The sequence below is a fragment of the Mesobacillus subterraneus genome (assembly GCF_000934845.1).
Lineage (GTDB): Bacteria > Bacillota > Bacilli > Bacillales > Cytobacillaceae > Mesobacillus > Mesobacillus stamsii.
Genome location: NZ_JXIQ01000023.1, coordinates 55,704 through 76,320, shown reverse-complemented (window position 1 = coordinate 76,320; position 20,617 = coordinate 55,704). Strand labels below are relative to the sequence as shown.

The following is a 20,617-nucleotide window of genomic DNA, read 5'->3' as shown; positions in this document are numbered from 1 at the left end:
TCATTGGGCTTTAGCCCTTCCCATTCCTTGAGGATGGGAGACTTCTTTCGGAAATCCGTTAAAAATAATCCTTTCCCAACAAGACAAACCTTCCTTGTTCACAATAAAAAAGAACTGAATAATTTGGACAAATTATTTCTTATCCATATAAAAGAATGGATGAGAAAAAACTTGACTAATTAATAAAGAAGTTTATTTTAAATCAGGTGAGATCAATTTTTGCGAAAAGGGAGGTATTTCCAAGTTTATCATCTTGGCTATCTCTAGGATTCTCAATATATGGAGACGCACAGCCAAACGAGCCTTATTTTCATTCCGCTGGTTTTTCATATACTTGATCATGCTGATGAAATCCATCAGCAATAATTGTGTCGTCTATATTATTTTTATCAACAGCAATGGGCGTAAGCAGGAGGGAGGGGATTTCTAATTTCCCATTATTCATCTTCCTATTTGTTTTAACGGTTTCTCCCTCTGCCATTTTTATCGCTGCTTTTGCTGCTTCGTATGCTAATGTTTTTATCGGTTTGTAAATTGTTACTGCTTGAGTTCCTTGAACAATTCGCTGAGCAGCCGCTAATTCTGCATCTTGCCCGGCAACTGGAATTTTGTTCGCAAGCCCTTGTGCTTCAAGGGCTTTAATGACACCACTTGCTGTCCCATCGTTTCCAGCAATAACAGCATCTATCTCGTTATTATTCGTTTTCAGTGCAGCTTGCATATTGGCATATGCATTTTCAGGAGTCCAATTTTCGGACCACTGATCATACACAATCTGTATGTCTCCCTTATCTATAAGCGGCTGGAGGACATTAAAAACACCTTGTTTCAATAAGTGAGCATTATTGTCCGTATTGGCTCCGCCGATGTATACATACTTCCCTTTCGGAACTAATTTTGTTATTGCCTTCGCTTGAAGTTCTCCTACTAACTCATTGTCAAAAGAAATATATAAATCGACGGAGGAATTTTTCACTAACCGGTCATAAGAGATCACTTTAATGCCTGCATTATGGGCTTTATTAACGATGGTCGCCACCGCCTCCGCATTGTGCGGAACAATTACAAGCACGTCCACTCCCGCGCTGATTAACGTTTCTGCGTGGACAATTTGCAAGCTATCGTCTCCCCTTGCTTCACGAATCATGACGTCCGCTCCTAATGACTCGACTGCTTCTTTAAAAAAGTCTCTATCCCTTGGCCAGCGCTCCTCTTCCAACGTATCCATCGAAAAACCGATCTTAAGCTTGTCGCCAGAATCGGCAACCCTTTCATTTTCCGGTTCTTTCTTCTCGTTTTTTGGAGATACTTCCTCTTCACATGCCGTCAATATCATTAGGAGGAACAAAAGGATCCATAAACCAACTTTCCTTAATGTTGTTGCCATAGCTTCTCCTCCACTGTAAAACTTTGTATGATCAGGGCTTATCTTTCAGTCTCCTTCAAACCAAGCAGTGCTTTACGATATTCTCTCGGTGTTACATTGCATAGCTTCTTAAATACTTTGCTGAAGTAATTTGGTTCATGATAGCCCACTTCAATGGTAATTTCCTTAATACTCTTTTCGGGATCGGCTAACATTTTCTTTGCCTTTTCAATCCTGCACTCCGTTAAAAAATCAATGTAATTAATCCCTAATTTTTCTTTAAACATTTTACTAATATAAATGGGGCTTAGGCCTACTTTCATGCTAAGCGTTTCTAACGATATATCCTGTTGGGAATTTTCCATAATATATTGTTTGACTTGGTAAATTGTATCCGCTTCCAAACTAAGGTAATGTCTATCAGAAGAATTTTTCATCTCCATCAAAAGATGGATGGTTTCCGAACGCAAATGACGATAATTTGACGCTTGGTAATGAAAAAACGGCGTTGCGGCCTCAATCCCTAAATTGTTGATAACCGACCAGATAGACCATAACGCTGCTAAGATAAATTGTTGTGCTTGCAAAATTTCTATGCCTTCCATCTCGTAAGCGTGAATTAGCTGGCTTAGATTTGTTTTAATTTGGTCCCATTGTCCCAGGCGCACTTGGTCGGAAAGATCTTTTTTTAAATACCGCACCTGCTGGCTGCTGACCGAATCATTCATAACAGGTATATCTTGATAAAATCGGTATTTAACCGGCAGTGATCGATCGCTGGAAGCAATGATTGCCTCTTGATAAGATGGACGGATCTTATCTAATGTGGGACAGACATTCCCTATGCCAATAAACCATCCTGCTTTCTGCTCCTTGTTTACAGTCAACAAAATATCTCTTGCCAGAGAAATTGCTTGTGATCGATACGATTGTCCATTTCGGAAAATAATAATCGGCAGCTGTCCATCATAGAGTGCACCCATCCAACCGCTTTTCGTTTTCCTGACTATTGTTTTCATTTTTGTGTAAAAATGTTCCATTCCCTCAGGTACAATAACATTCATAACGAATACTTGTCCTGTTGATTGAATTTCAAGCATTTCCAGGAGCATATTTAAGTGAACTTCATGGACATGATCAAACAGCAGCTGTGTTACAACGTCTGTTTCAACGAGAGCTAATGTTCGTTGTAGCATTTCTCGCTGCAAGCTGCTTTCTGCTTGTAGCTCCCTTTCGTTTTCTATTTCTTTCAATACCTTCCCAATCGTTGTTCTAATTTCACTCACCTTACTTGGTTTTAAGATATAATCTTTCGCTCCAAGCTTTAAGGCGGATTGCACATACTGAAAAGTATCATAAGCGGTTACCATGATGAATTTTATTTGAGGAAATTCAGCGAGAATCTGCTCTACAGCTTCCAGGCCATTTATGCCTGGCATTTGGACATCCATTAACACTAAATCAGGTTTAAAGCTAGCAGCTAATTCTACCGCACTATTTCCATTATTGGCTTGTTCAATAATCAAATCCGGGAATGCCCTGTTTAGGATTGCTTCCATCCCTTCCCGTTCTATTTGTTCATCATCCACAATTAAAATTTTAATCATGTACTTCGCCTCTTTGTTTCGGAATTTTTAAAAGGACAACCGTCCCGCTGCCCAAGGAACTTTCGATCTGAATGACGTCATCCCTTTCATAAAAAAGACGCAAGCGCTTGACAACATTACTGAAACCTATTCCTGTGGAATGTCCTGCTGTTTGCACTTGACGTTCCATTAAAATTTGCGTGATGGTCTCCTCAGACATTCCTATTCCGTCATCTTCTATTTCAACTTGCACATATTCATTCATGTCCTTCACATGAATGGTGATGGTCCCCCCGCTAATATTGGGCTCTATTGCATGGATAACAGCATTCTCGATGATCGGCTGCAGGGTGAGTGCGGGAATAGCAACATCTAAGCATGAATCATCGATGTCTAATTTCAGTTGAAGTCGATCTGTAAACCGTGCCTTTTGAATCTGCATATATTGATGAACAACCATCAATTCATCCCTTAATGTAACGGATCGGTCCATTTGCTTTAAATTATAACGCAGAAGGTCAGCCACGCTAACGAGCAAATCACTCACTTCTTCCGAGCCTTCTAGATATGCCTTTTTCGATAGCGTATTAAGTGTATTAAACAGGAAATGGGGATTCATCTGGCTTTGCAGACTGCGAAATTGGCTTTCCTGCAACAAAATTTTGTTCTGCTGCAGCTCATGTTCAAGCTTTGCTTTTTCCTTTATTTGCTGAATTAAATTATTTATGTTTATCCGCATATGATCAAATGTTTTAGCAAGAAAGGCAATTTCATCATTCGATTTGACGGTAATTTCATTATCGAATTTTCCTTTTGCTAATTCACTTGCAGCCTTAGTCAGCTGATTGACTGGACTTGTGATACTTAGGGAAAACCAATAAGAAGCCATGATAAGCAGCAAGGATGTTAGTAAAACCATCCATATCGCCAGTTTTACTAACTCAATGGATTGCTCCATTATGCTTCGGTAAAATGGCTCATGTGTTTTAAGTTCCATATCAATCAAGTTGAGCGTCATTTCCGAAATATAGTTACGAATCCGGGTTGTTTCAGCAAGGTCCTTCAACGCTGCCTCGGAATCTCGTTCTTGTCCCATTAATCTGTCAATTGTTTCTATTAAACTGCCCATTAAATGGATGTAATTTGTTAAAGTAAAGTCATTCACTTCATTTCTCACTTTAAATACTTCATATCTAGAAGATTCTAATGCCTTTTTGCTATTTTCTAGTTTCTGTAAATTTTCTGGAGTAGACTGGTTCATATAGTTATTCAAGTCGGTAATTACTTGATTACTAGCACCAGAAACTTCACTTAATATTAAGTATCGATTTATAATATCATTATACTTCACTTGGGTTTTGTAGTTATAGAATGTCAGCGCAATCCAAATGATGGACATAATAACAATGACGATCGTTGAAAATGTTAGTATTTTCCTTCTAATGCTCTTCATTTCTGTTATCCTTCAACATGTGAATGTTTGTGAAGTATCCATTACTATCCAGCGGGACCGTTTTTCCATTTAGCCAATTAATAATTTGCTCTACACTTATTTCCCCCATTGTTTCCGGATCTTGCTCGACGACTCCGTCAATTTTGCCATCTTCAAATAGCAGTAACGATTCTGGTCCCTCATCAAAGGTATAAATAAAATATGGTTCAACCTGGAATCGGTTTCCTATTTCCTGTACCATTGGACCAATCATCTTTGCGTTCACAGCGATAAATCCATCCACATCCGGCACTTTATTTAACTGGTCCCTCATCGTCGTAATGACTTGGTCTTTTGACTCTCCTGTTTCGGCATATTGAATTTTAATTTGCGGATACATTTTTAATGTGGCATAGATGCCCTTTAATCTTTCCTTCTGGTAATACTCATTTTGCTTATCTGCCAGCAGGATCACTTTTCCCTCCGTTCCCATATCACTCAGCAACTGCCTTGCGATTAAACCACCGGCTCGAAATTGATCAGAACCCACGTAGGTCCTTCTTAAGCTTTCCTTCATTGGAACATCATTAGCAACTGTGATAATCGGAATTCCATTAAAAGCAGCCTTTACTTTGGTGAGTTCTTTAAACTCGTCTGTATCAAGTCCCTGTATGATGATTCCATCCACTTTTGAATGGATTGCCAGTTCAAATTGTTTTAAAAATTGTTCTGAATCATTGCTATAGCTTCCCCAAACTTCCAGGCTCGCCCCTTCTTTCAATGCCTGTCTAGATGCTCCTGTACTAACCTTATTCCAAAACGCAGTATCCATGTCTCTCGTGATGAGAACTAAACGGAAGCGAGTATCTGATTGCTTTTTTGCTTTCGGTAAAGCGATGTCATCGCTAAAGACGATACTGGCTGATACAAAAATAAGATACCCAAGGGAGACAAAGACAAGGCCCATTATCACATACATATACTTTTTCATATTCCTATCTCCCCTTCGTCTTTCGATCATGGTAGTTAACTTGATTCTATCAGCCTGTTTAGTAAACTTCATTAAAAAAATATGGTAAAGATTTAACGAAATCAAAACCCATTCCGATCGTACCATGCCACACCGCCATCAAAAAACGAATTTCAACCCGCGAGGCTTTCTTGACAACTTTCCGCTCACAACCCCCAAACCTGTCAAAATAACTTCGTATTCTTGTCCAGCACCAGCTCATAGTCCAACACTTGGGCAAACCGTTGGCCGCTATCTCCTCGAGACGCTTTGAAACAAATTTAAAGAACATTTCGTAGACTCCTCAGAACCTATTATTTTTTAACATAGTACAATGGAAATGTATTGTAACGCTGATGGCATGGTCTGCACATCCTGTGCCTCGCCCGCCTAGAACGCCACGTCCTGTGGCTGGCGGGTCTGCACGTCCTGTGGCTGGCGGGTCTTGCACATCCTGTGCCTCAGTGGTCCGACTGATGAAGTCGTCCTTTGACTTCATTGGAGGACCGAAGCGTCTTGAGGAGTTAGGAGCCATAGCTAGACAAGCGACTCGATGAATGTTTTCATACAATAAAACGGATGAATAGAAAGCATTCTTGCATAACTAAACGCTAAAAAATTTTTATCGAACAGACTCCTAGCCCTAAAAGACGCGGATTTCCCTCCGTCGGATAGATTCCTTGGCGTTGGTACTGTAAAAGGGAAAAAGGCTTCCCCAATGATCTTGGTGAAAGCCTGTAAAAAGAGGCGATTAGTTTCCTTTTCTTCTTGTGATTACGTCGAAGATTACCGCTAAGGCTAATACGCCGCCTTTAATCATATATTGATAAGAAATCCCTACACCGAGCAAGTTCATTCCGCTCGTTAAGGAGGCCATTACAATCGCTCCGATGATCGCTCCTGTTACTTTCCCTACTCCACCTGCAGCAGATACACCACCAACATAGGCAGCTGCGATGGCATCTAGTTCAAACAGTGTTCCAGCAGTCGTTGTTGCCGACTGAAGGCGTGAGGTAAATAGAATACCTGATAAAGCGGATAGCAAACCCATTGAACCAAATACAATGAGCGTAATCTTGTTCACGTTAATTCCGCTTAAATGAGCAGCTTCTGGATTGCTTCCGACCGCATAAATATGTCTTCCCATTACCGTCTTTGTTGTCAGGAAATGATAGACAAGCACGACTAATAAGATAATTATCACTGTCCAAGAGAAGCCATTATAGCCAGCTAAGATCCAAGTGATTGCAGCAATGATAGCCGAAACGAATACAAGCTGTAAAATGAAAATCTGCTTGGAAACTACTTCAAAATTATACTTCATTTTGTTTCGGCGAGTGGAGACTGCACTAAAATTGTAAAGGATTATTCCAAGTACACCAATTAATAAAGATAGCAAGTGAAGCCCGTTAATTTGCACAATAGAGGGAATATAGCCATTCCCAATTGCATTAAAAGCATCATTTTGAACGATGATGGTTCCAGTCTTTTCTGTTACTTGAAGAATCGCACCGCGATAAATCAACCAGCCTGCCAATGTTGCAACAAAAGCTGGGATCCCTACTTTTGCTACAAGAAAGCCTGTAAATAAACCAGCAATCGTACCAAGAATTAAAATGATCGGAAGCACAATGTATACAGGCAGATGATACTGCATGAGTAAAATCGCCGCTATCGCTCCAAGGAAACCCGCTAAAAATCCAATCGATAAGTCAATATGACGAATGACAATGACCAGCATAACTCCGACAGCCAAAACCGCAATATAGCCGGCAGAATCTAGTAGGTTACTAATATTTCGAGAAGAAATAAACAATCCATTCGTTAATATGGTAAATATGAGAAAAATCACCAATAAGGCAATATACATCCCATAATCACGAATGTTTTTACTGATTAACGTTTTTAAGTCGTTTATTAAAGTCATTGGTTTAACCTCCTATTGTGTTGCAAGTTGCATTATTTTTTCTTGGTCGGCGTTTTCTATTGGCAATTCGCCTTTGATTTCTCCTTCGCCCATGACATAAACTCTGTCACTCATTCCCAATACTTCGCCAAGCTCAGAAGAAATCATGAGAATACTCATTCCCTCTTCAATCAGCTTGTTCATCACCGTGTAAATTTCAAATTTAGCGCCTACGTCAATCCCTCGGGTAGGCTCATCTAATATTAGGAGTTTAGGGCCAACAAACAGCCACTTGCCGAGCGAAACCTTTTGTTGGTTCCCGCCACTTAATTTGCCAACAAGCTGTTCTAAAGAAGTTGCTTTAATGTGTAATGAAGTTTTATAGCGATCTGCTACTTTTATCTCTTCATTCTCATTGATTACTCCATTGGCAGAAATTCTTTGTAAATTCGCGGCAGAAATATTGCTTTTAATATCTTGCAGTAAAAACAACCCATCCCCTTTGCGGTCCTCGGTTACATACGCAATCCCAGCTTTAATTGCCTCACTCGGATGATTGAACGCTTTTGGCATTCCATCTAACAGTAAGTCACCTTGCAGTTTATAAGCTTTCGCGTTTCCAAAGATACTAAGGGCAAGTTCCGTTCGACCAGAGCCCATTAAGCCTGCCAAACCAATGATTTCACCTTTTTTAACATGTAAATTCGCATTCTTCACTACATGTCTGCCAAGCTTTTGGTCATAGGCAGACCAATTCTTTAACTCTAGTACTTTTTCATCATGGGAATTCTTCACCCGTTTTGGATAGATATCTTGAATTTCTCTTCCTACCATATTTTTGATAATGGTGTTTTCTGTTATCTCTCCCTTTGATGCATCCAAGGTTCTGATTGTTTGTCCATCACGAATGACAGTCGCACTATCTGCTATCGTAATGACTTCCTTCAGCTTATGTGAGATCATGATGCAGGTAATCCCTTGTTTCTTTAGTTCTTTCAGCAGCTTTAATAAATTTTCACTGTCATCCTCATTTAAAGCTGCAGTAGGTTCATCGAGTATAAGAAGTTTTACGTCTTTGCTTAGCGCTTTGGCAATTTCAATTAACTGTCGTTTCCCTACTCCCAAGTCTTTAACAAGTGTTTCCGGGTTAACGTCGAGGTTAACCTTTTCAAGCATTTTTTTTGCTTCCACAATCGTCTCATTCCAGTCAATCAAAGCCCCTTGCTTGATCTCATTGCCAGTGAATATATTTTCATACACGGTGAGATCAGGAAACAGAGCTAGCTCCTGGTAAATGATCACGATACCTGTATTTACACTATCGTTAATCTTATGAAATTGCTGTACCTTCCCCTCGTAGACAATTTCCCCTTCATACGTCCCGTAAGGATAAACCCCGCTAAGCACTTTCATCAGAGTCGATTTTCCCGCCCCGTTTTCTCCAACCAGGCAGTGAATTTCACCCTTCTTCACTTTAAAATTGACATTGTCGAGCGCTTTAACTCCTGTAAATTCCTTTGAAATTTGCTTCATCTCCAGAATATATTCGCTCATCTTCATTCCCTCCAACCAATACAGCTATAATAACTACGTGACCGCATCTAATTGAATGCGATCACGTAGTTTTATTTTTTACAGTCCTTTAAATTCACTGGCTTTATAGTATTCTGAATCAATTAATTCTTTCTTAACATTCTCTTTGTCTACGACGATCACGTTTGTTTGTTTCGCTTTTACATCGACTTTCCCATTATTGTAAGATCCAGTTGTAGTTGGTGTTTTTTTATCTAAAATGTCGATCGCCATACCCATTGCGTCTGCAACTAGTGTTCGAACATCTTTAAATACTGTCATAGATTGCTTGCCATCAAGGATGTATTGAACGGAAGCTTTCTCGGCATCTTGACCAGTTATTACGAAACTCGAAATGTCAGAGTCTGTTCCGAAAACATCAGCAATAGAACGAGCGGTTCCATCGTTTGGAGCTAAGACTGCTACATCCCCTTTTAAATCCGCTCCAGCTGCTGTTAAGTGTGTTTGCGCTTTATTTTTTGCTTCGTTTGGATCCCAGTTTGTTGTAACCTGCCCCAAAATTTTTCCTAACTCATCACGAGTAAGTTCTTGCTTATCTTTTAATGCTTCTGCTTCTGTAGAGTTAGCGATTACAAAAGTGCCATCTGCAATTTTTGGCTGAAGAACTTTCCAGGCACCTTCAAAAAATAAAAATGCATTGTTATCAGATGAAGCACCAGCATAAAGGTATAACGGGACGTTCGTGCCTTTTACACTATCTAGTAAGTATTGACCTTGTGCAGCACCTACTGCCAAACTATCAAACGTTACATAATAATCGACTGCATCTGTCTCTGTAATTAAACGATCATAAGAAATAACGGTTACGCCTTCTTTTTTCGCTGCTTCAACCGCTGCACCAGCTGCAGCACCATCATGTGGAGCAATAATTAATACTTGGATCCCTTTGTTAAGCAAAGTTTCTACATTTTCTTTTTCCTTTGCCGAAGACCCTTGGCTGAACAAAATTTCTGTTGTGTAATCTGAATTAGCTAAAGCATCTTTAAAGCGTTGCTCATCCTGCACCCATCTCGGCTCATCCTTTGTCGGAAGAACAATGCCTACACTTACTTTACTGCTTCCGCCAGTTGTTCCGCTGCACGCGGCCAACATTCCAGTCAGCACGGTCATAACGATGAAAATAGAAAATAACTTCCAAGTTTTTTTCACTACTATTTCCCCCTATAGTTGAAATTGATTTACTACATTTCCATCATATAGCGGAACATCCTCTTTGAAAGCGTTAACATAGAGTAATCTTTTATCATCTTAAGTATTTTTTTATCTTTTTTACACAAAAAGACGGAACCATGTCATCTGATTCCGCCCATTCGTTTATTTTGCCACTAATCCAGATTCTTTGACGCAAACTTACCAAGCAATTCACGCACTTCATCTGTCGACTTCGTGTTCATTAATTGATTCCTCAACTCGCTTGCTCCACGGAATCCTTTGACATAGATTTTGAAAAAGCGGTGAAGTGCGGTGAACGGCCGCAGTTCTAAATGAGAGTATTCATCATGGAGATCCATATGCAAGCTTAGGAGATCAAGCAATTCCTCCGTGCTATGTTCCTTCTTCTCGCTTTCAAAGGCAAATGGATTGTGGAAAATGCCGCGTCCGATCATTACCCCATCAACACCATATTGATCCACTAGCTTTAAGCCAGTTTGACGGTCAGGTATGTCTCCATTGATCGTCAAAAGGGTATCAGGCGCCACCTCGTCGCGAAGCTTCTTAATTTCCGGAATCAGCTCCCAATGCGCAGGCACTTTGCTCATTTCCTCCTTTGTGCGCAGATGAATCGACAGATTAGCAATGTCTTGATTAAGGATGTGTTTCAGCCAAGCTTGCCATTCGTCTACTTCCGTGAACCCAAGCCTTGTCTTAACACTTACCGGCAAACCACCTGCCCTTGCAGCCTGGATTAATTCTGCTGCCACATCCGGACGACGAATCAGGCCGCTCCCCTTCCCGTTCTGTGTCACATTTGGTACTGGACAGCCCATATTGATATCCAACCCTTTAAAGCCCATTTCCGCCATCCCAATGCTCATTTGCCGAAAGTATTCAGGCTTATCTCCCCAGATATGAGCGACAATTGGCTGTTCATCCTCGGTAAAAGTCAAACGGCCGCGCACGCTCTGGATCCCCTGTGGATGACAATAACTATCCGAGTTTGTAAACTCTGTAAAAAAAACATCAGGTCTCGCTGCCTCACTCACCACATGGCGAAAAACGACATCCGTCACTTCCTCCATTGGTGCCAGTATAAAAAAAGGCCGTGGCAAAGCACGCCAGAAATTTTCTATCATCCTTGTTCCATTCCTCTCAGGGATATTCTAATATTTGATCCCAAAATCAAAAAGCAGAGTGCTCCTAGTCCTTTTACACTTATACCATGCAGGAGCACTTTCTATCAAATTGATTGAAATGGTAATTTTATCTTTCTGTCATTTTTGCAGACTAAGCCTTGCAAAATTTAAATGGATTGGTCAGAAAAAGGGCCTAAATTTTAAAATTCCCTATTAACTCTTCTAATTCATCCGCCATGTTTGTAAGTTGAGTGATGGAACAACTAATATCTTCGATCGATGCATAATGTCCCTGGCTAAGCTCAGATATGTTTAGGATACTTTCCGCTGTTTGTTTCGTAGTTTTTGATGTATAATTAACCGTTGCTGCCACTTCATCCGTTCCTGCTGATACTTCTTCTGTCACAGCAGAAATCTCTTGCAGCTCATCTGTAATTTCATGGATTTTATCTAATATAATCTCAAACGAATGTTTCGCTTGGTGGACAACTCCTTCGCCATTAGTTACTTCTTGTTTCGTTTCCGTCATATTCTGAATTGATTCAGATGACTCCTTTTGGATCAAGGCAATTAGCCCTGCTATTTTCCCAGCGGACTGTTTGGATTCTTCCGCAAGCTTTCGCACTTCCTCAGCTACAACGGAAAATCCTTTTCCATGCTCCCCTGCTCTTGCAGCCTCAATACTAGCATTTAAGGCTAATAAATTGGTCTGATCAGAAATACCATTTATCACACTAACAATTTCTCCTATTTCATTTGACCGTTTTCCTAGAAAAGAAATGGTATTAGCAGTATTTTCAACTGAGGAATGGATTAATTGCATTTGATCGATTACTTTTTGGATAGAATGATTCCCTTCATCTGCTGCTTTTTTCATATCAACTGAATTTCCAGCAACTTTAATCGTTTTATCTACAACACTTAGGATCCTTGTATTCATATCCTCAATGGATTTTGCCCCTTCCTGTGCTCCTTTTGATAAGTTTTCCGTACTCGAAGCGACTTCCTCCATCACCGAAGTTACTTGCTTAGTTGCACTTTGAAGTTTAGTGGATGTGGCAGAAATTTCTTCGATGGAAGCTGTTACGTTTCCCGACATTTCATGAATCTTTGAAATAAGCAATCTCAAGCTTTTCGACATCGAATTTATTGTTTTAGATAGTGCTCCCATTTCGTCCTTTCGATTTTCATCTAATTCCTCAACCCGTAAATTCCCGCTAGAAATTTGTTTTGCCACAAGGACCATTTCATTGATTGGTTTCGTCAACAGGCGGGTGATATAGAAAATAACTAGAAAACTAACGAGAACAGCCACAACCAAAATACTATATAAAGTATTGATTGAAGACGCCACATTGTTTTCACCATTTCCAATTGAACTCACAACATCCCTGGTGGCTATTTCGCCATTTTCATTTAGATTTAATTGTTGTAGTACATTCATATCTTGATGGATTTTAGTGAAATCCATATTAATCGTATGTAATTCATTCAATAAAATGAAAAAACCACCAACAAAAATCAATAAAATTGCTGAAAAACCAATCACTAATTTTGTTTTTACCGAAACATTTTTCATGATATCCTCCGTCTTATGTACTAATATAATTGTCAAAAATCCAACTTTATTATCACATAATTTCATTAAAAAGGCAGACGGTATGGATTAAAAAAATTTCATTTTGGTACGTTACGAAATTTGAAAAATTAAAACCAAAAGCCCTTCTCCTAATTGACGGGCATCCCATTTTCCATATTGTTATCCTGTTTCCTCTCTCCTTAGACCTATTAGTGCGGAATTTCAACTCCGTCATTCATCGTTGGCAATTGGGGCAAAAGTACGTTTTCCGTGAAGATATTTCGCTTTTTATAATGGAAGCATTGCAACGAGAACACGCTTCTCCTTCTCTGTCGTATACATAAAACTGGTAGCCTCCTGTTTTGCCATCTCCTTTAAAAAGCGGGTTTTCCATATAACCACCTTGTTCGATTCCTCTTTTAAAAATAAACTGAATCGAATCATATAGCCGTGATAGTTGTTGATCGTCCAGATCGGTTCTTTTTTTATCAGGGCGAATCTCTGCATGCCAAAGAATCTCATCAGAGTACCCATTCCCTATTCCAGCCAGCACTTCTTGATTGATTAATATTGTTTTAATTGTACCTTTTCTTTTTTGCATGATTTGATGAAAAGCATCCAATGTAAAACGAGGATCAAGCACTTCAGGTCCCAGTTTTTCAAACTCTTTCTGGACCTCTTCAGGTGATAAAAGATGCAGGTAGCCCAATCGAAGTCCAATAAAATATAAATGTTGTTCTCCGAATGACAGTTTTACTTGTATGGTCCTGTTTGGTCTATCCTCCTCTTTGCCAAAAAACATCCATCCGCCAAGCATCAGGTGCAGTAATAAACATTTCCCATTCTGCAATTGAAATATTAAATACTTAGCTCTTCTGGAAATCGTTTTTATAGCTTGATTTGAAACTTGCATTGAAAATCGTTCAACTGGTACATTAATCGACTTTTCCCGCCCGATCTCAACATTCGTAATTTTTTGCCCACCGATCAACGACCCGAGCAAAGTTTTATATGTTTCCATCTCTGGCAATTCAGGCATCATTCTGTCCCCCTATACTTGTTCATAACAGTATTTCCTAGTGGGGAATTCTTATCATTTTCCCTGCATCCTTTTTATGGGTAGATTTTTTTGCTGAATATAAACAAACCTTTTACCACTATCCTGAAAGGGTTTCTACTTCCTGAAATTATGTGCTGATTTCCGACCGACCTATTTTCGGTTGTTTGATTTTTTTACCGCAATTTAAACTTCCCATCTTTACGGCACTTTCGTTAATTTTTATTCTTTTTTTCAGTCATTCCAGGGTTATTGGGTATCCCCCCTATTAGTTCTGCGATTTTTCTACAAAATATGGCGCCGGTCTTTAGGATTTTGGCCTGTAGAGATTCAGACTGCCCCTACTCCTTCTTGTAGAAGTATAGGTTTTGTATTGCTAACAGTTATACAAAAGCATACAATAAAGAAAAAAGAAAGGCGGAATTTTTATGGCAGCTAAAACTGCAAATATCCTTGCTCGTGTTGAACCGGAAGTAAAAGAAAAAGCGGAAGCTATCATGGCTCAATTGGGAGTGCCAGCTTCAGTTGTCATCAATATGCTATACAAACAAATCATTATGACAAAGAGCATTCCATTCTCTCTATCCGTTCCCCCTGCACCGATTGCTCTCGATGAAATGGATGCAGCACAATTCGATGCCATGATGCAAGCTGGGTTTAAAGATGCAAAAGCGAACCGATCTCGTCCTGCAGCCGATGTATTTGCCGACTTAAAACGGGAGTTATAAAACGATGGCTGAAACCTACGCTGTAAAAATTACCACTCTTGAGAAGAACAGATGCATGAAATTACACTCTACATTGCTTCTGAACTGAAAGCTCCGGATGCAGCACTAAATCTATTGGAGGCATTAGAGGATGCAATTTCCTCTCTCTCCGAATTTCCACAGCGAATTGCCCTTACTGAAGAAGAACCGTGGCACAGCTACGGAATTCGTAAAATGCCTGTTAAAAATTTTCTAGTCTACTTCTGGATAGACGAGGATTATGTAAAGGTTCAGGTAACTGCTGTTGTTTACGGAAAACGTGATCAGGTTCACCAACTCTCGGAGATGGATACGGATTAAAACGAATATACAGAAACATTTCAACACTATCCTGAAAGGGTTTCTATTTATTTTCTCATTAAATTCTTACCCATAATCTACTTTATAATTATACAGAATATTTCTAGAACCCATTAGAAAGGTGCCTGTCACACCCCGAATAATGTCGCATTTCGACAAATCCTGGGCACGACAGACACCTTTTTAAAGTCTGCATAAGAAACACTTCATTTTTTACCGAATCCTCGGCTTTCATCCTTGATGTATATAACTCTAACTTGTCCATATCCACTATAAAATTGTAGGTCATTAAAATATCCAACCCTAGAAGTCCATTATGATCTTTTGGAAGAATTCCCACATCAATTTCAATATTCTTTATATTAAATTTATCAATTTGAATCTCATCCATTACTTTAGTATAGAAAGGAACTGATCCGCCTATCCCATATGCTTCATAAATGTCGTCGCCATTTTCATATATTACCCCTATTTCTTCTAAAACATCTGGGCTAATAACCGTGTGAGAGGAGCCTGTATCAATAATTATATCATCGATTTGTAGCGTTTTTCCTCGAAAAGTAATAATAAGTGATGTTGTAATAAGCTGTCCATCAAACGATATTTTCATTAAATTCGTCTCACTCTCATCAACGGATCTTTACGTATATGAACGATACAGTTCTCATTTGATGTATGGTAAACAATGTTTCCTGGTTCTACTTTAAAAAACTCTTTATTAGCATTTTCATCTGGAATGGAACGAATGGGTGCGACTTCATCAATAATTTTTTTTTCATCTTCCTCATGATAATCAAGAATTGATACTAAAACAAACTGATTAGGAAATAATTCTCTAACTTCCTGCCACTTCATATTTCATCCCTCCCATTTCCTTTATTATAAGCTATAACTAATTGCATATCATTAATCTAAAAGCGAAATTTAAGTTACTTTAATCGATCTTGAAATTGGCTAAATTTACTTCTGTATGACAATGACTAACTTCTTATTTATTCAAGAAAAGGGCGCAACTCAGGAGTAAGAAAAATTGTTCATTTTTATTCTATGAACTTCTTCTTTTGCTAAACTGTACTCCCTTTAGCCAATCAGTTAAATGAATCTGCAAAACTGCACACCCTTTTCCTGCACATTTTTATCCGTTTTCTGTTTTCCTAGACTAATAAGATAGGAAATAGTCGTTGTAAAAATCTCTACAAAACCCTGATTCCATGGTCTATTTTCGCTCCAACAGTGCAACTGTCTCAACATGTGTGATAACTTATTTCTTATACAATTACGCAAAAGAATTTGGCTTTCAACCACTATATGTTGTAATTTACCTCACTTTTTGGCAAAACACCCCTCCTAAACGGAAATCACCCTTTAGTCGGTTTACCTTAGTGCTAAACATCATCCTTATCATCTGTTATTGATATTCCATTAATCAGCTCTTTTATCCAGCCAGGAGCGTTTGGCACAGGCTCTTTCTTTTCAAGATATTCGATAATCATTTGTATATCTTCCATTTGATAAAATCTGTTTCTTTCATAGCACTTGTGACTACAGAACTTGGCTATAGAAGCCACACTATTAAATTCTTTACCGCAGTAATAGCATGTATGTCCATGCATTTTTGGGTTGGCTTGATACCATTTCCTTTTACAGTCAACAGAGCAATAAACCGGCTTCCTTCCTGTTGCTTTTTTATCTATAGGCTTGCCACAAAATTTACATCTTAACACCGCTGGCAATTCACTGCCCAAACCATCTAAACCAATCAATTTGCAATAATTCCTGACACAATCTCTACTCAAACTGGTTTCAGCAGCAACTTGCCGATAACTTAAGCCTTTCATACGCAAGGTTCTAATTTCATTCTTAACTTCATCTGTTAATTTCAAAAAGCATCACTCCTTGAATTTCGTTATCAAGTAGTAATGCTCTGAAAACAGAAAAAGTCAAATCACAAGAACATTCGCACCATTTTCCCTTCTTACAAAGAAAATCAATTGCAATGGTTTACTACCTATTTCATCCTAAATACTTTCAATATATCACATGGACACGAGTAGGGTTTTCGTTAGCGAGCAAAGGCTATAGCTCAATAGATGTATTCTTTAAGCAATTGCAATATATCTTTTTCCATTTCTAAAATTTCCGTGCGCTTCGTTTCGTCCCAACAACTCCAAGAATCAGTGTTTGCTGCCATCATTTGTAATTTAAGGCTTTGTGTACTAAAAATACTTCGCCAGTTTGCTAGTTTTGCAAGTGGATATAAATTGCCGAATGCAGAATTCTGACTAGCCACTATTAAACATAGATTTCCAAAACAATGTAGCAAATCATCAGGTAATTTTGATTTTCCTTCGGTCTCGTTTGGGTTTTGCGGATACCAATGCTCAATTGAACGTCTGTATGTAAAGCGGAAATCATCAAACTTGATTGCAGTATAGCCTAATCCCAACTTTTCTCTGTTTTTCCATAACACATAATCGGTTAAGTTAAAAGCGTACACAGGCACAAAATTGTTGTACCTCAATCTCTCAGCATCAAGTCCGCTGCTATTGCATATTCTTTCTATCGCAAATCTCTTAGACATAGACTCCAGAAAAGCGTAGAATTTATCACCGAAGTTAGCCTCATTTAACTTGTCTGCATTTTCAAACAAGTATTTGAGCGTTGAATATAACCATTTAGTATCTTTGTAGGCAGTAAAGGTGACAGCAAACATCGACTGCAACATAAGTATTTCGTGATTATTGGTCGGAAAAGAGTTTTTATCAAACCGTGTTTGAACATATAAATGCCCTCTCGCTTTTTCATTCTTGTCTTCGCGATAGGCCTTTTGTAGAAACCATTCCCCCTCTTTGCGCCTGTTGGTCGTTTCAAGAGAGCTCCGGATGATCAAATTGTCAAAGATGAATTTCGCTTTTAGCAAGTTTTCCCCGAAACTTAATATCCATTGGCTATCTCTTGAAGATACTTTAAAAGCTGATTTCAGCTTTTTATCATCCAGCTGGATTGAATCTGCACCTACGTTATCAGTCAAATACAAAACATAATAAAGGAATGTATTAAAATTCACAATACAACGATATTTATTGGAATCTTCGTTCTCTACAGCTTCAATACCTGCATCGGCACCACTTTCAACCGTTTCTTCAATGGCGCTAATTAGTGATTTTTTACTTTCCTTGTTAACGACCATTTTCGAATAGATGTTTTTAAGACTATATCCATACCTCCAAGAATTTCTCCCTGGCTCATATTCGCTCCACTCGCACTTAAATACTTTTTCTCGTTCTTCATCAGCATCTGATCCCTTTGTCTTTTTCTTAAAAAACTTAATACAAGGGGTTTCGAATTCGGAACAAGCATCCCAAACTTTAGCAAACTTTTGAACTTTGGCAAAAGCGATACCATTTGCTACAAGGCGCTGCATAAGCTCAGCTTTTATAATTTCATGATATTCTAATTGTTCACCGCGCGAGTTGAATCGCTCGAAATACAGATTAACATCTAAGTCTTCAGGCATTTCGCTAATGAAAATTTTTACCTTATCAAAAAGGTATCCATAGAAGTCTTCAATTGAAATGTCTAGATAATCGCTAGACCCAATATGCTCTTTAATAGCGCTCACTGTTTCACCATAACCACGACGCAACTCGTCGTTAGTAATTTTTCCAGTATTGATATCGTTTAAAAATAAACTACTTAACGTATCATTCGACCGTTTTCGTGCTGAAAAGCACAAGTTGATTTTTTCAACGCGCTTAGTGGAAGGAGAATATTCATTTTGAATGGCAAGAGCAATAAGTAGTATTGAGGTAAATCGCTGTTGCCCATCTATGATAGAATATTCATTTCCATTTTTGCTTACGACGAGAGTCCCTATGAAATACTCGGGACGATTTTCTTTGATAGAATCGAGCACATCTATTATTAGTTGTGTTATTTCCACGTCAGTCCACGCAAAATTTCGTTGGTACAGCGGAATTGAATAGCTATTATCGTTCAGCAAATCAAATATAGACAGAGGATTGTTCACCTTTTGACCCCCTCATTAAGCTTATTTATGATGTCTTCAGCGGTTAGATTGCCAAGCATATCTGTATCAATTCGAGCAACAAATTCACGTGGAGTAGCCGAAACCGCTAATTCTTGAAATAGCTTCTGCCATTTTTTCTTCTGGAATGTCCCGCTTGCTGCATAATTTGCGAGTGTTGTATCGTATATTGCTTTTGCGGCAGTTCTTGGATAAAACGCCCAAACAAACACCTTTTCACACGTTTCTCTGTCGAGTTTTTCCACTCCAAAACGATCAATAAATGTTGCTAGTAGGTTAGTATACAGATTGATGTTTCTTGAATATTTGCTTTTCTTACTGTTCACTATATCTTTGAGTTCATCTGAAAGGAAGCCGTCTACTATACTGTTCTTATAAAAATTGTTTTTGAAAAGCACATACGAGAATTCAATAAAATTGAAGAAGGCGTTCCATTAATTATTGGCATACAAATAGAATTTGGGAAAGAAATGTCGTGTTTAAGTAATTCCTCGTATAACTGCAAATAGGGGTATGACGCATTTTGAAGATTAACACCCTTGAAATCTTCGATAAAACGCTCAGTGAATTTTAGCTCACTGCCATACTTTTTTTGATACAATCCTGTATCGCCGTTAATCCAGCGTCTTATTCTAAATAGGTGCTTGTCAAACAAATCGCGGAGATTAAGTTCTCTGTCATTAACAAATTTTTCCCAGTTTTCTACCGTGAGTTCGGACGGATTTTCAATTGCTCTTAAATGATAGGCTTTCAATAAATCGTGAGGTTCTAAGGCCTTGCCACGGTTATTTTGCGAATCAAAAAGCTGAAAAGCTTCTGATAAGCATTCTGATGGCATCTCTATAACAGAAACTTTGCAATGGTTCATCATAAAGTTGCTTATGACGTCGACCTCTTCCTTCGAAATTAAACCACAAAGAAAACGCCATTCATCATAGTTCTCTTTAGCGTGAAGCTGTGAGATGCCTACATAACTGCCGTTTAATAAGTTACTAGCACCATCAGGCAGATTGTCTTTTGCAACACAATACATGAATAATGAAATTGAAATCAAACGTTGCTGCCCGTCCACGATGTCTATGTTTTCATCGTCTTTATTATGCAAAATGATAGAGCCGATTCGATACTCACTCATGTTTCTGTCAATGGCTTCTCGTATATCATAAAAAAGGTTGCGAATATGCCTGCGTTCCCATTTGTATGGTCGCTGATATTCTGGGATTTTAAGACTTTCATTCTGTAGAACATCTTTTATTGATTTCACTGAAAAAGTAATTTTACTCATCGTTTGTCTCCATATAGCTCCGGCGTTTTCTCATAGTTATCCAAGTTTTTCTTATTTTCCAAACATCAGCCAACACATATGCCTGTGGAATATTTTCTATGACATTTAGAAAATCAATCTGTGCTTCATCATCGACAAGATGAACGAAGTGACGCTCCCGGCTTCTTGTATGTTGGAGCATTCTTTTAAAAACTCACCATTTTTAAAAATTCCGATTGGCACACCCATTTATTTCACACTCCTTTTTTCACTATCTATTATAAGAGAAAAAATGATAGGGTAATAGCAAACAACACAATAAATTACAATCATGCGAGGAGTCAACCTGAAGCAAATACATTTTGTTTGAATATTTGTATAACAATTTAGGATAGTTAATAAGCCTAAGTCACGAT

20 protein-coding genes are annotated in these 20,617 nt (G+C 38.6%); 3 read left to right on the top strand and 17 right to left on the bottom strand.

Going from position 1 to position 20,617, the window contains the following annotated elements:
• On the top strand, positions 1–183 hold a 183-nt coding region (locus tag UB32_RS20255), incomplete at its 5' end, for a hypothetical protein (protein WP_206742569.1).
• 127 nt (positions 184–310) lie between these two features.
• Here UB32_RS20255 and xylF read toward each other — a convergent pair.
• The 10 genes from xylF to mutM all read right to left on the bottom strand — a co-directional run bounded on the left by xylF (position 311) and on the right by mutM (position 13,804).
• The gene (gene xylF / locus UB32_RS04360; RefSeq protein ID WP_044391511.1) at positions 311–1,387 is read right to left on the bottom strand and encodes a D-xylose ABC transporter substrate-binding protein; all 1,077 of its coding nucleotides are present in this window, start codon (positions 1,385–1,387) and stop codon (positions 311–313) included.
• Between the two features lie 38 nt (positions 1,388–1,425).
• A complete protein-coding gene (locus UB32_RS04355; RefSeq protein WP_044391509.1) occupies positions 1,426–2,973 on the bottom strand; it encodes a response regulator in 1,548 nt (515 codons plus the stop codon).
• Positions 2,966–4,405: a sensor histidine kinase gene (locus UB32_RS04350; protein ID WP_044391507.1), complete on the bottom strand. Its 1,440-nt coding sequence runs from the start codon at positions 4,403–4,405 to the stop codon at positions 2,966–2,968. The genes UB32_RS04355 and UB32_RS04350 overlap by 8 nt, the downstream gene beginning before the upstream one ends.
• Positions 4,392–5,375 carry a sugar ABC transporter substrate-binding protein gene (locus UB32_RS04345; RefSeq protein WP_044391505.1) on the bottom strand — a complete coding sequence of 328 codons (984 nt, stop codon included), beginning with the start codon at positions 5,373–5,375 and terminating at the stop codon, positions 4,392–4,394. Before UB32_RS04345 ends, UB32_RS04350 begins: the two co-directional genes overlap by 14 nt.
• Before the next feature lie 769 nt (positions 5,376–6,144).
• On the bottom strand, positions 6,145–7,320 hold the full coding sequence (locus UB32_RS04335; protein ID WP_044391501.1) for a sugar ABC transporter permease: 1,176 nt from the start codon (positions 7,318–7,320) through the stop codon (positions 6,145–6,147).
• 12 nt (positions 7,321–7,332) lie between these two features.
• Positions 7,333–8,853 carry an ATP-binding cassette domain-containing protein gene (locus UB32_RS04330; protein ID WP_044391499.1) on the bottom strand — a complete coding sequence of 507 codons (1,521 nt, stop codon included), beginning with the start codon at positions 8,851–8,853 and terminating at the stop codon, positions 7,333–7,335.
• A 78-nt stretch (positions 8,854–8,931) separates the two neighbouring features.
• On the bottom strand, positions 8,932–10,002 hold the full coding sequence (locus UB32_RS04325; RefSeq protein ID WP_431305962.1) for a sugar ABC transporter substrate-binding protein: 1,071 nt from the start codon (positions 10,000–10,002) through the stop codon (positions 8,932–8,934).
• Positions 10,003–10,217: 215 nt separating this feature from the next.
• The gene (locus UB32_RS04320) at positions 10,218–11,186 is read right to left on the bottom strand and encodes a tRNA dihydrouridine synthase (RefSeq protein ID WP_044391495.1); all 969 of its coding nucleotides are present in this window, start codon (positions 11,184–11,186) and stop codon (positions 10,218–10,220) included.
• 193 nt (positions 11,187–11,379) lie between these two features.
• Positions 11,380–12,765, bottom strand: coding sequence for a methyl-accepting chemotaxis protein (locus UB32_RS04315; protein ID WP_044391493.1), 1,386 nt, complete (start codon positions 12,763–12,765; stop codon positions 11,380–11,382).
• A gap of 235 nt (positions 12,766–13,000) precedes the next feature.
• Complete coding sequence (gene mutM, locus UB32_RS04310; protein WP_044391491.1) at positions 13,001–13,804, bottom strand: bifunctional DNA-formamidopyrimidine glycosylase/DNA-(apurinic or apyrimidinic site) lyase; 804 nt, start codon at positions 13,802–13,804, stop codon at positions 13,001–13,003.
• Between the two features lie 446 nt (positions 13,805–14,250).
• On the opposite strand from mutM, the gene UB32_RS04305 reads away from it, so the two are divergent.
• On the top strand, positions 14,251–14,550 hold the full coding sequence (locus tag UB32_RS04305) for a type II toxin-antitoxin system RelB/DinJ family antitoxin (RefSeq protein WP_044391489.1): 300 nt from the start codon (positions 14,251–14,253) through the stop codon (positions 14,548–14,550).
• Between the two features lie 51 nt (positions 14,551–14,601).
• The gene (locus tag UB32_RS04300; RefSeq protein WP_044391488.1) at positions 14,602–14,889 is read left to right on the top strand and encodes a type II toxin-antitoxin system RelE/ParE family toxin; all 288 of its coding nucleotides are present in this window, start codon (positions 14,602–14,604) and stop codon (positions 14,887–14,889) included.
• A gap of 103 nt (positions 14,890–14,992) precedes the next feature.
• Here the strand turns inward: UB32_RS04300 and UB32_RS04295 are convergent, their stop codons facing one another.
• The 7 genes from UB32_RS04295 to UB32_RS20660 all read right to left on the bottom strand — a co-directional run bounded on the left by UB32_RS04295 (position 14,993) and on the right by UB32_RS20660 (position 20,450).
• Positions 14,993–15,499 carry a retropepsin-like aspartic protease gene (locus UB32_RS04295; RefSeq protein ID WP_084221712.1) on the bottom strand — a complete coding sequence of 169 codons (507 nt, stop codon included), beginning with the start codon at positions 15,497–15,499 and terminating at the stop codon, positions 14,993–14,995.
• Complete coding sequence (locus UB32_RS04290) at positions 15,499–15,744, bottom strand: hypothetical protein (RefSeq protein WP_044391486.1); 246 nt, start codon at positions 15,742–15,744, stop codon at positions 15,499–15,501. The genes UB32_RS04295 and UB32_RS04290 overlap by 1 nt, the downstream gene beginning before the upstream one ends.
• Positions 15,745–16,274: 530 nt before the next feature.
• Positions 16,275–16,772, bottom strand: a complete 498-nt coding sequence (locus UB32_RS04285) for a hypothetical protein (protein ID WP_052806948.1) — start codon at positions 16,770–16,772, stop codon at positions 16,275–16,277.
• Positions 16,773–16,972: 200 nt separating this feature from the next.
• Positions 16,973–18,919, bottom strand: coding sequence for a DUF262 domain-containing protein (locus UB32_RS04280; RefSeq protein WP_044391484.1), 1,947 nt, complete (start codon positions 18,917–18,919; stop codon positions 16,973–16,975).
• On the bottom strand, positions 18,916–19,263 hold the full coding sequence (locus tag UB32_RS20160) for a hypothetical protein (protein WP_198528156.1): 348 nt from the start codon (positions 19,261–19,263) through the stop codon (positions 18,916–18,918). The genes UB32_RS04280 and UB32_RS20160 overlap by 4 nt, the downstream gene beginning before the upstream one ends.
• A gap of 35 nt (positions 19,264–19,298) precedes the next feature.
• Positions 19,299–20,222, bottom strand: a complete 924-nt coding sequence (locus UB32_RS04275) for a DUF262 domain-containing protein (RefSeq protein WP_198528155.1) — start codon at positions 20,220–20,222, stop codon at positions 19,299–19,301.
• Positions 20,223–20,327: 105 nt separating this feature from the next.
• Entirely contained in the window at positions 20,328–20,450 is a 123-nt protein-coding gene (locus UB32_RS20660; RefSeq protein ID WP_277813873.1) for a hypothetical protein, read from the bottom strand.
• Positions 20,451–20,617 lie beyond the last annotated feature (167 nt).

Coding starts and splice junctions, on each gene's coding strand:
- xylF (WP_044391511.1), bottom strand. CDS start 1,387: ATGGCAACAACATTAAGGAAAGTTGGTTTATGGATCCTTTTGTTCCTC.
- UB32_RS04355 (WP_044391509.1), bottom strand. CDS start 2,973: ATGATTAAAATTTTAATTGTGGATGATGAACAAATAGAACGGGAAGGG.
- UB32_RS04350 (WP_044391507.1), bottom strand. CDS start 4,405: ATGAAGAGCATTAGAAGGAAAATACTAACATTTTCAACGATCGTCATT.
- UB32_RS04345 (WP_044391505.1), bottom strand. CDS start 5,375: ATGAAAAAGTATATGTATGTGATAATGGGCCTTGTCTTTGTCTCCCTT.
- UB32_RS04335 (WP_044391501.1), bottom strand. CDS start 7,320: ATGACTTTAATAAACGACTTAAAAACGTTAATCAGTAAAAACATTCGT.
- UB32_RS04330 (WP_044391499.1), bottom strand. CDS start 8,853: ATGAGCGAATATATTCTGGAGATGAAGCAAATTTCAAAGGAATTTACA.
- UB32_RS04325 (WP_431305962.1), bottom strand. CDS start 10,002: ATGACCGTGCTGACTGGAATGTTGGCCGCGTGCAGCGGAACAACTGGC.
- UB32_RS04320 (WP_044391495.1), bottom strand. CDS start 11,186: ATGATAGAAAATTTCTGGCGTGCTTTGCCACGGCCTTTTTTTATACTG.
- UB32_RS04315 (WP_044391493.1), bottom strand. CDS start 12,765: ATGAAAAATGTTTCGGTAAAAACAAAATTAGTGATTGGTTTTTCAGCA.
- mutM (WP_044391491.1), bottom strand. CDS start 13,804: ATGCCTGAATTGCCAGAGATGGAAACATATAAAACTTTGCTCGGGTCG.
- UB32_RS04305 (WP_044391489.1), top strand. CDS start 14,251: ATGGCAGCTAAAACTGCAAATATCCTTGCTCGTGTTGAACCGGAAGTA.
- UB32_RS04300 (WP_044391488.1), top strand. CDS start 14,602: ATGCATGAAATTACACTCTACATTGCTTCTGAACTGAAAGCTCCGGAT.
- UB32_RS04295 (WP_084221712.1), bottom strand. CDS start 15,499: ATGAAAATATCGTTTGATGGACAGCTTATTACAACATCACTTATTATT.
- UB32_RS04290 (WP_044391486.1), bottom strand. CDS start 15,744: ATGAAGTGGCAGGAAGTTAGAGAATTATTTCCTAATCAGTTTGTTTTA.
- UB32_RS04275 (WP_198528155.1), bottom strand. CDS start 20,222: ATGAGTAAAATTACTTTTTCAGTGAAATCAATAAAAGATGTTCTACAG.
- UB32_RS20660 (WP_277813873.1), bottom strand. CDS start 20,450: ATGGGTGTGCCAATCGGAATTTTTAAAAATGGTGAGTTTTTAAAAGAA.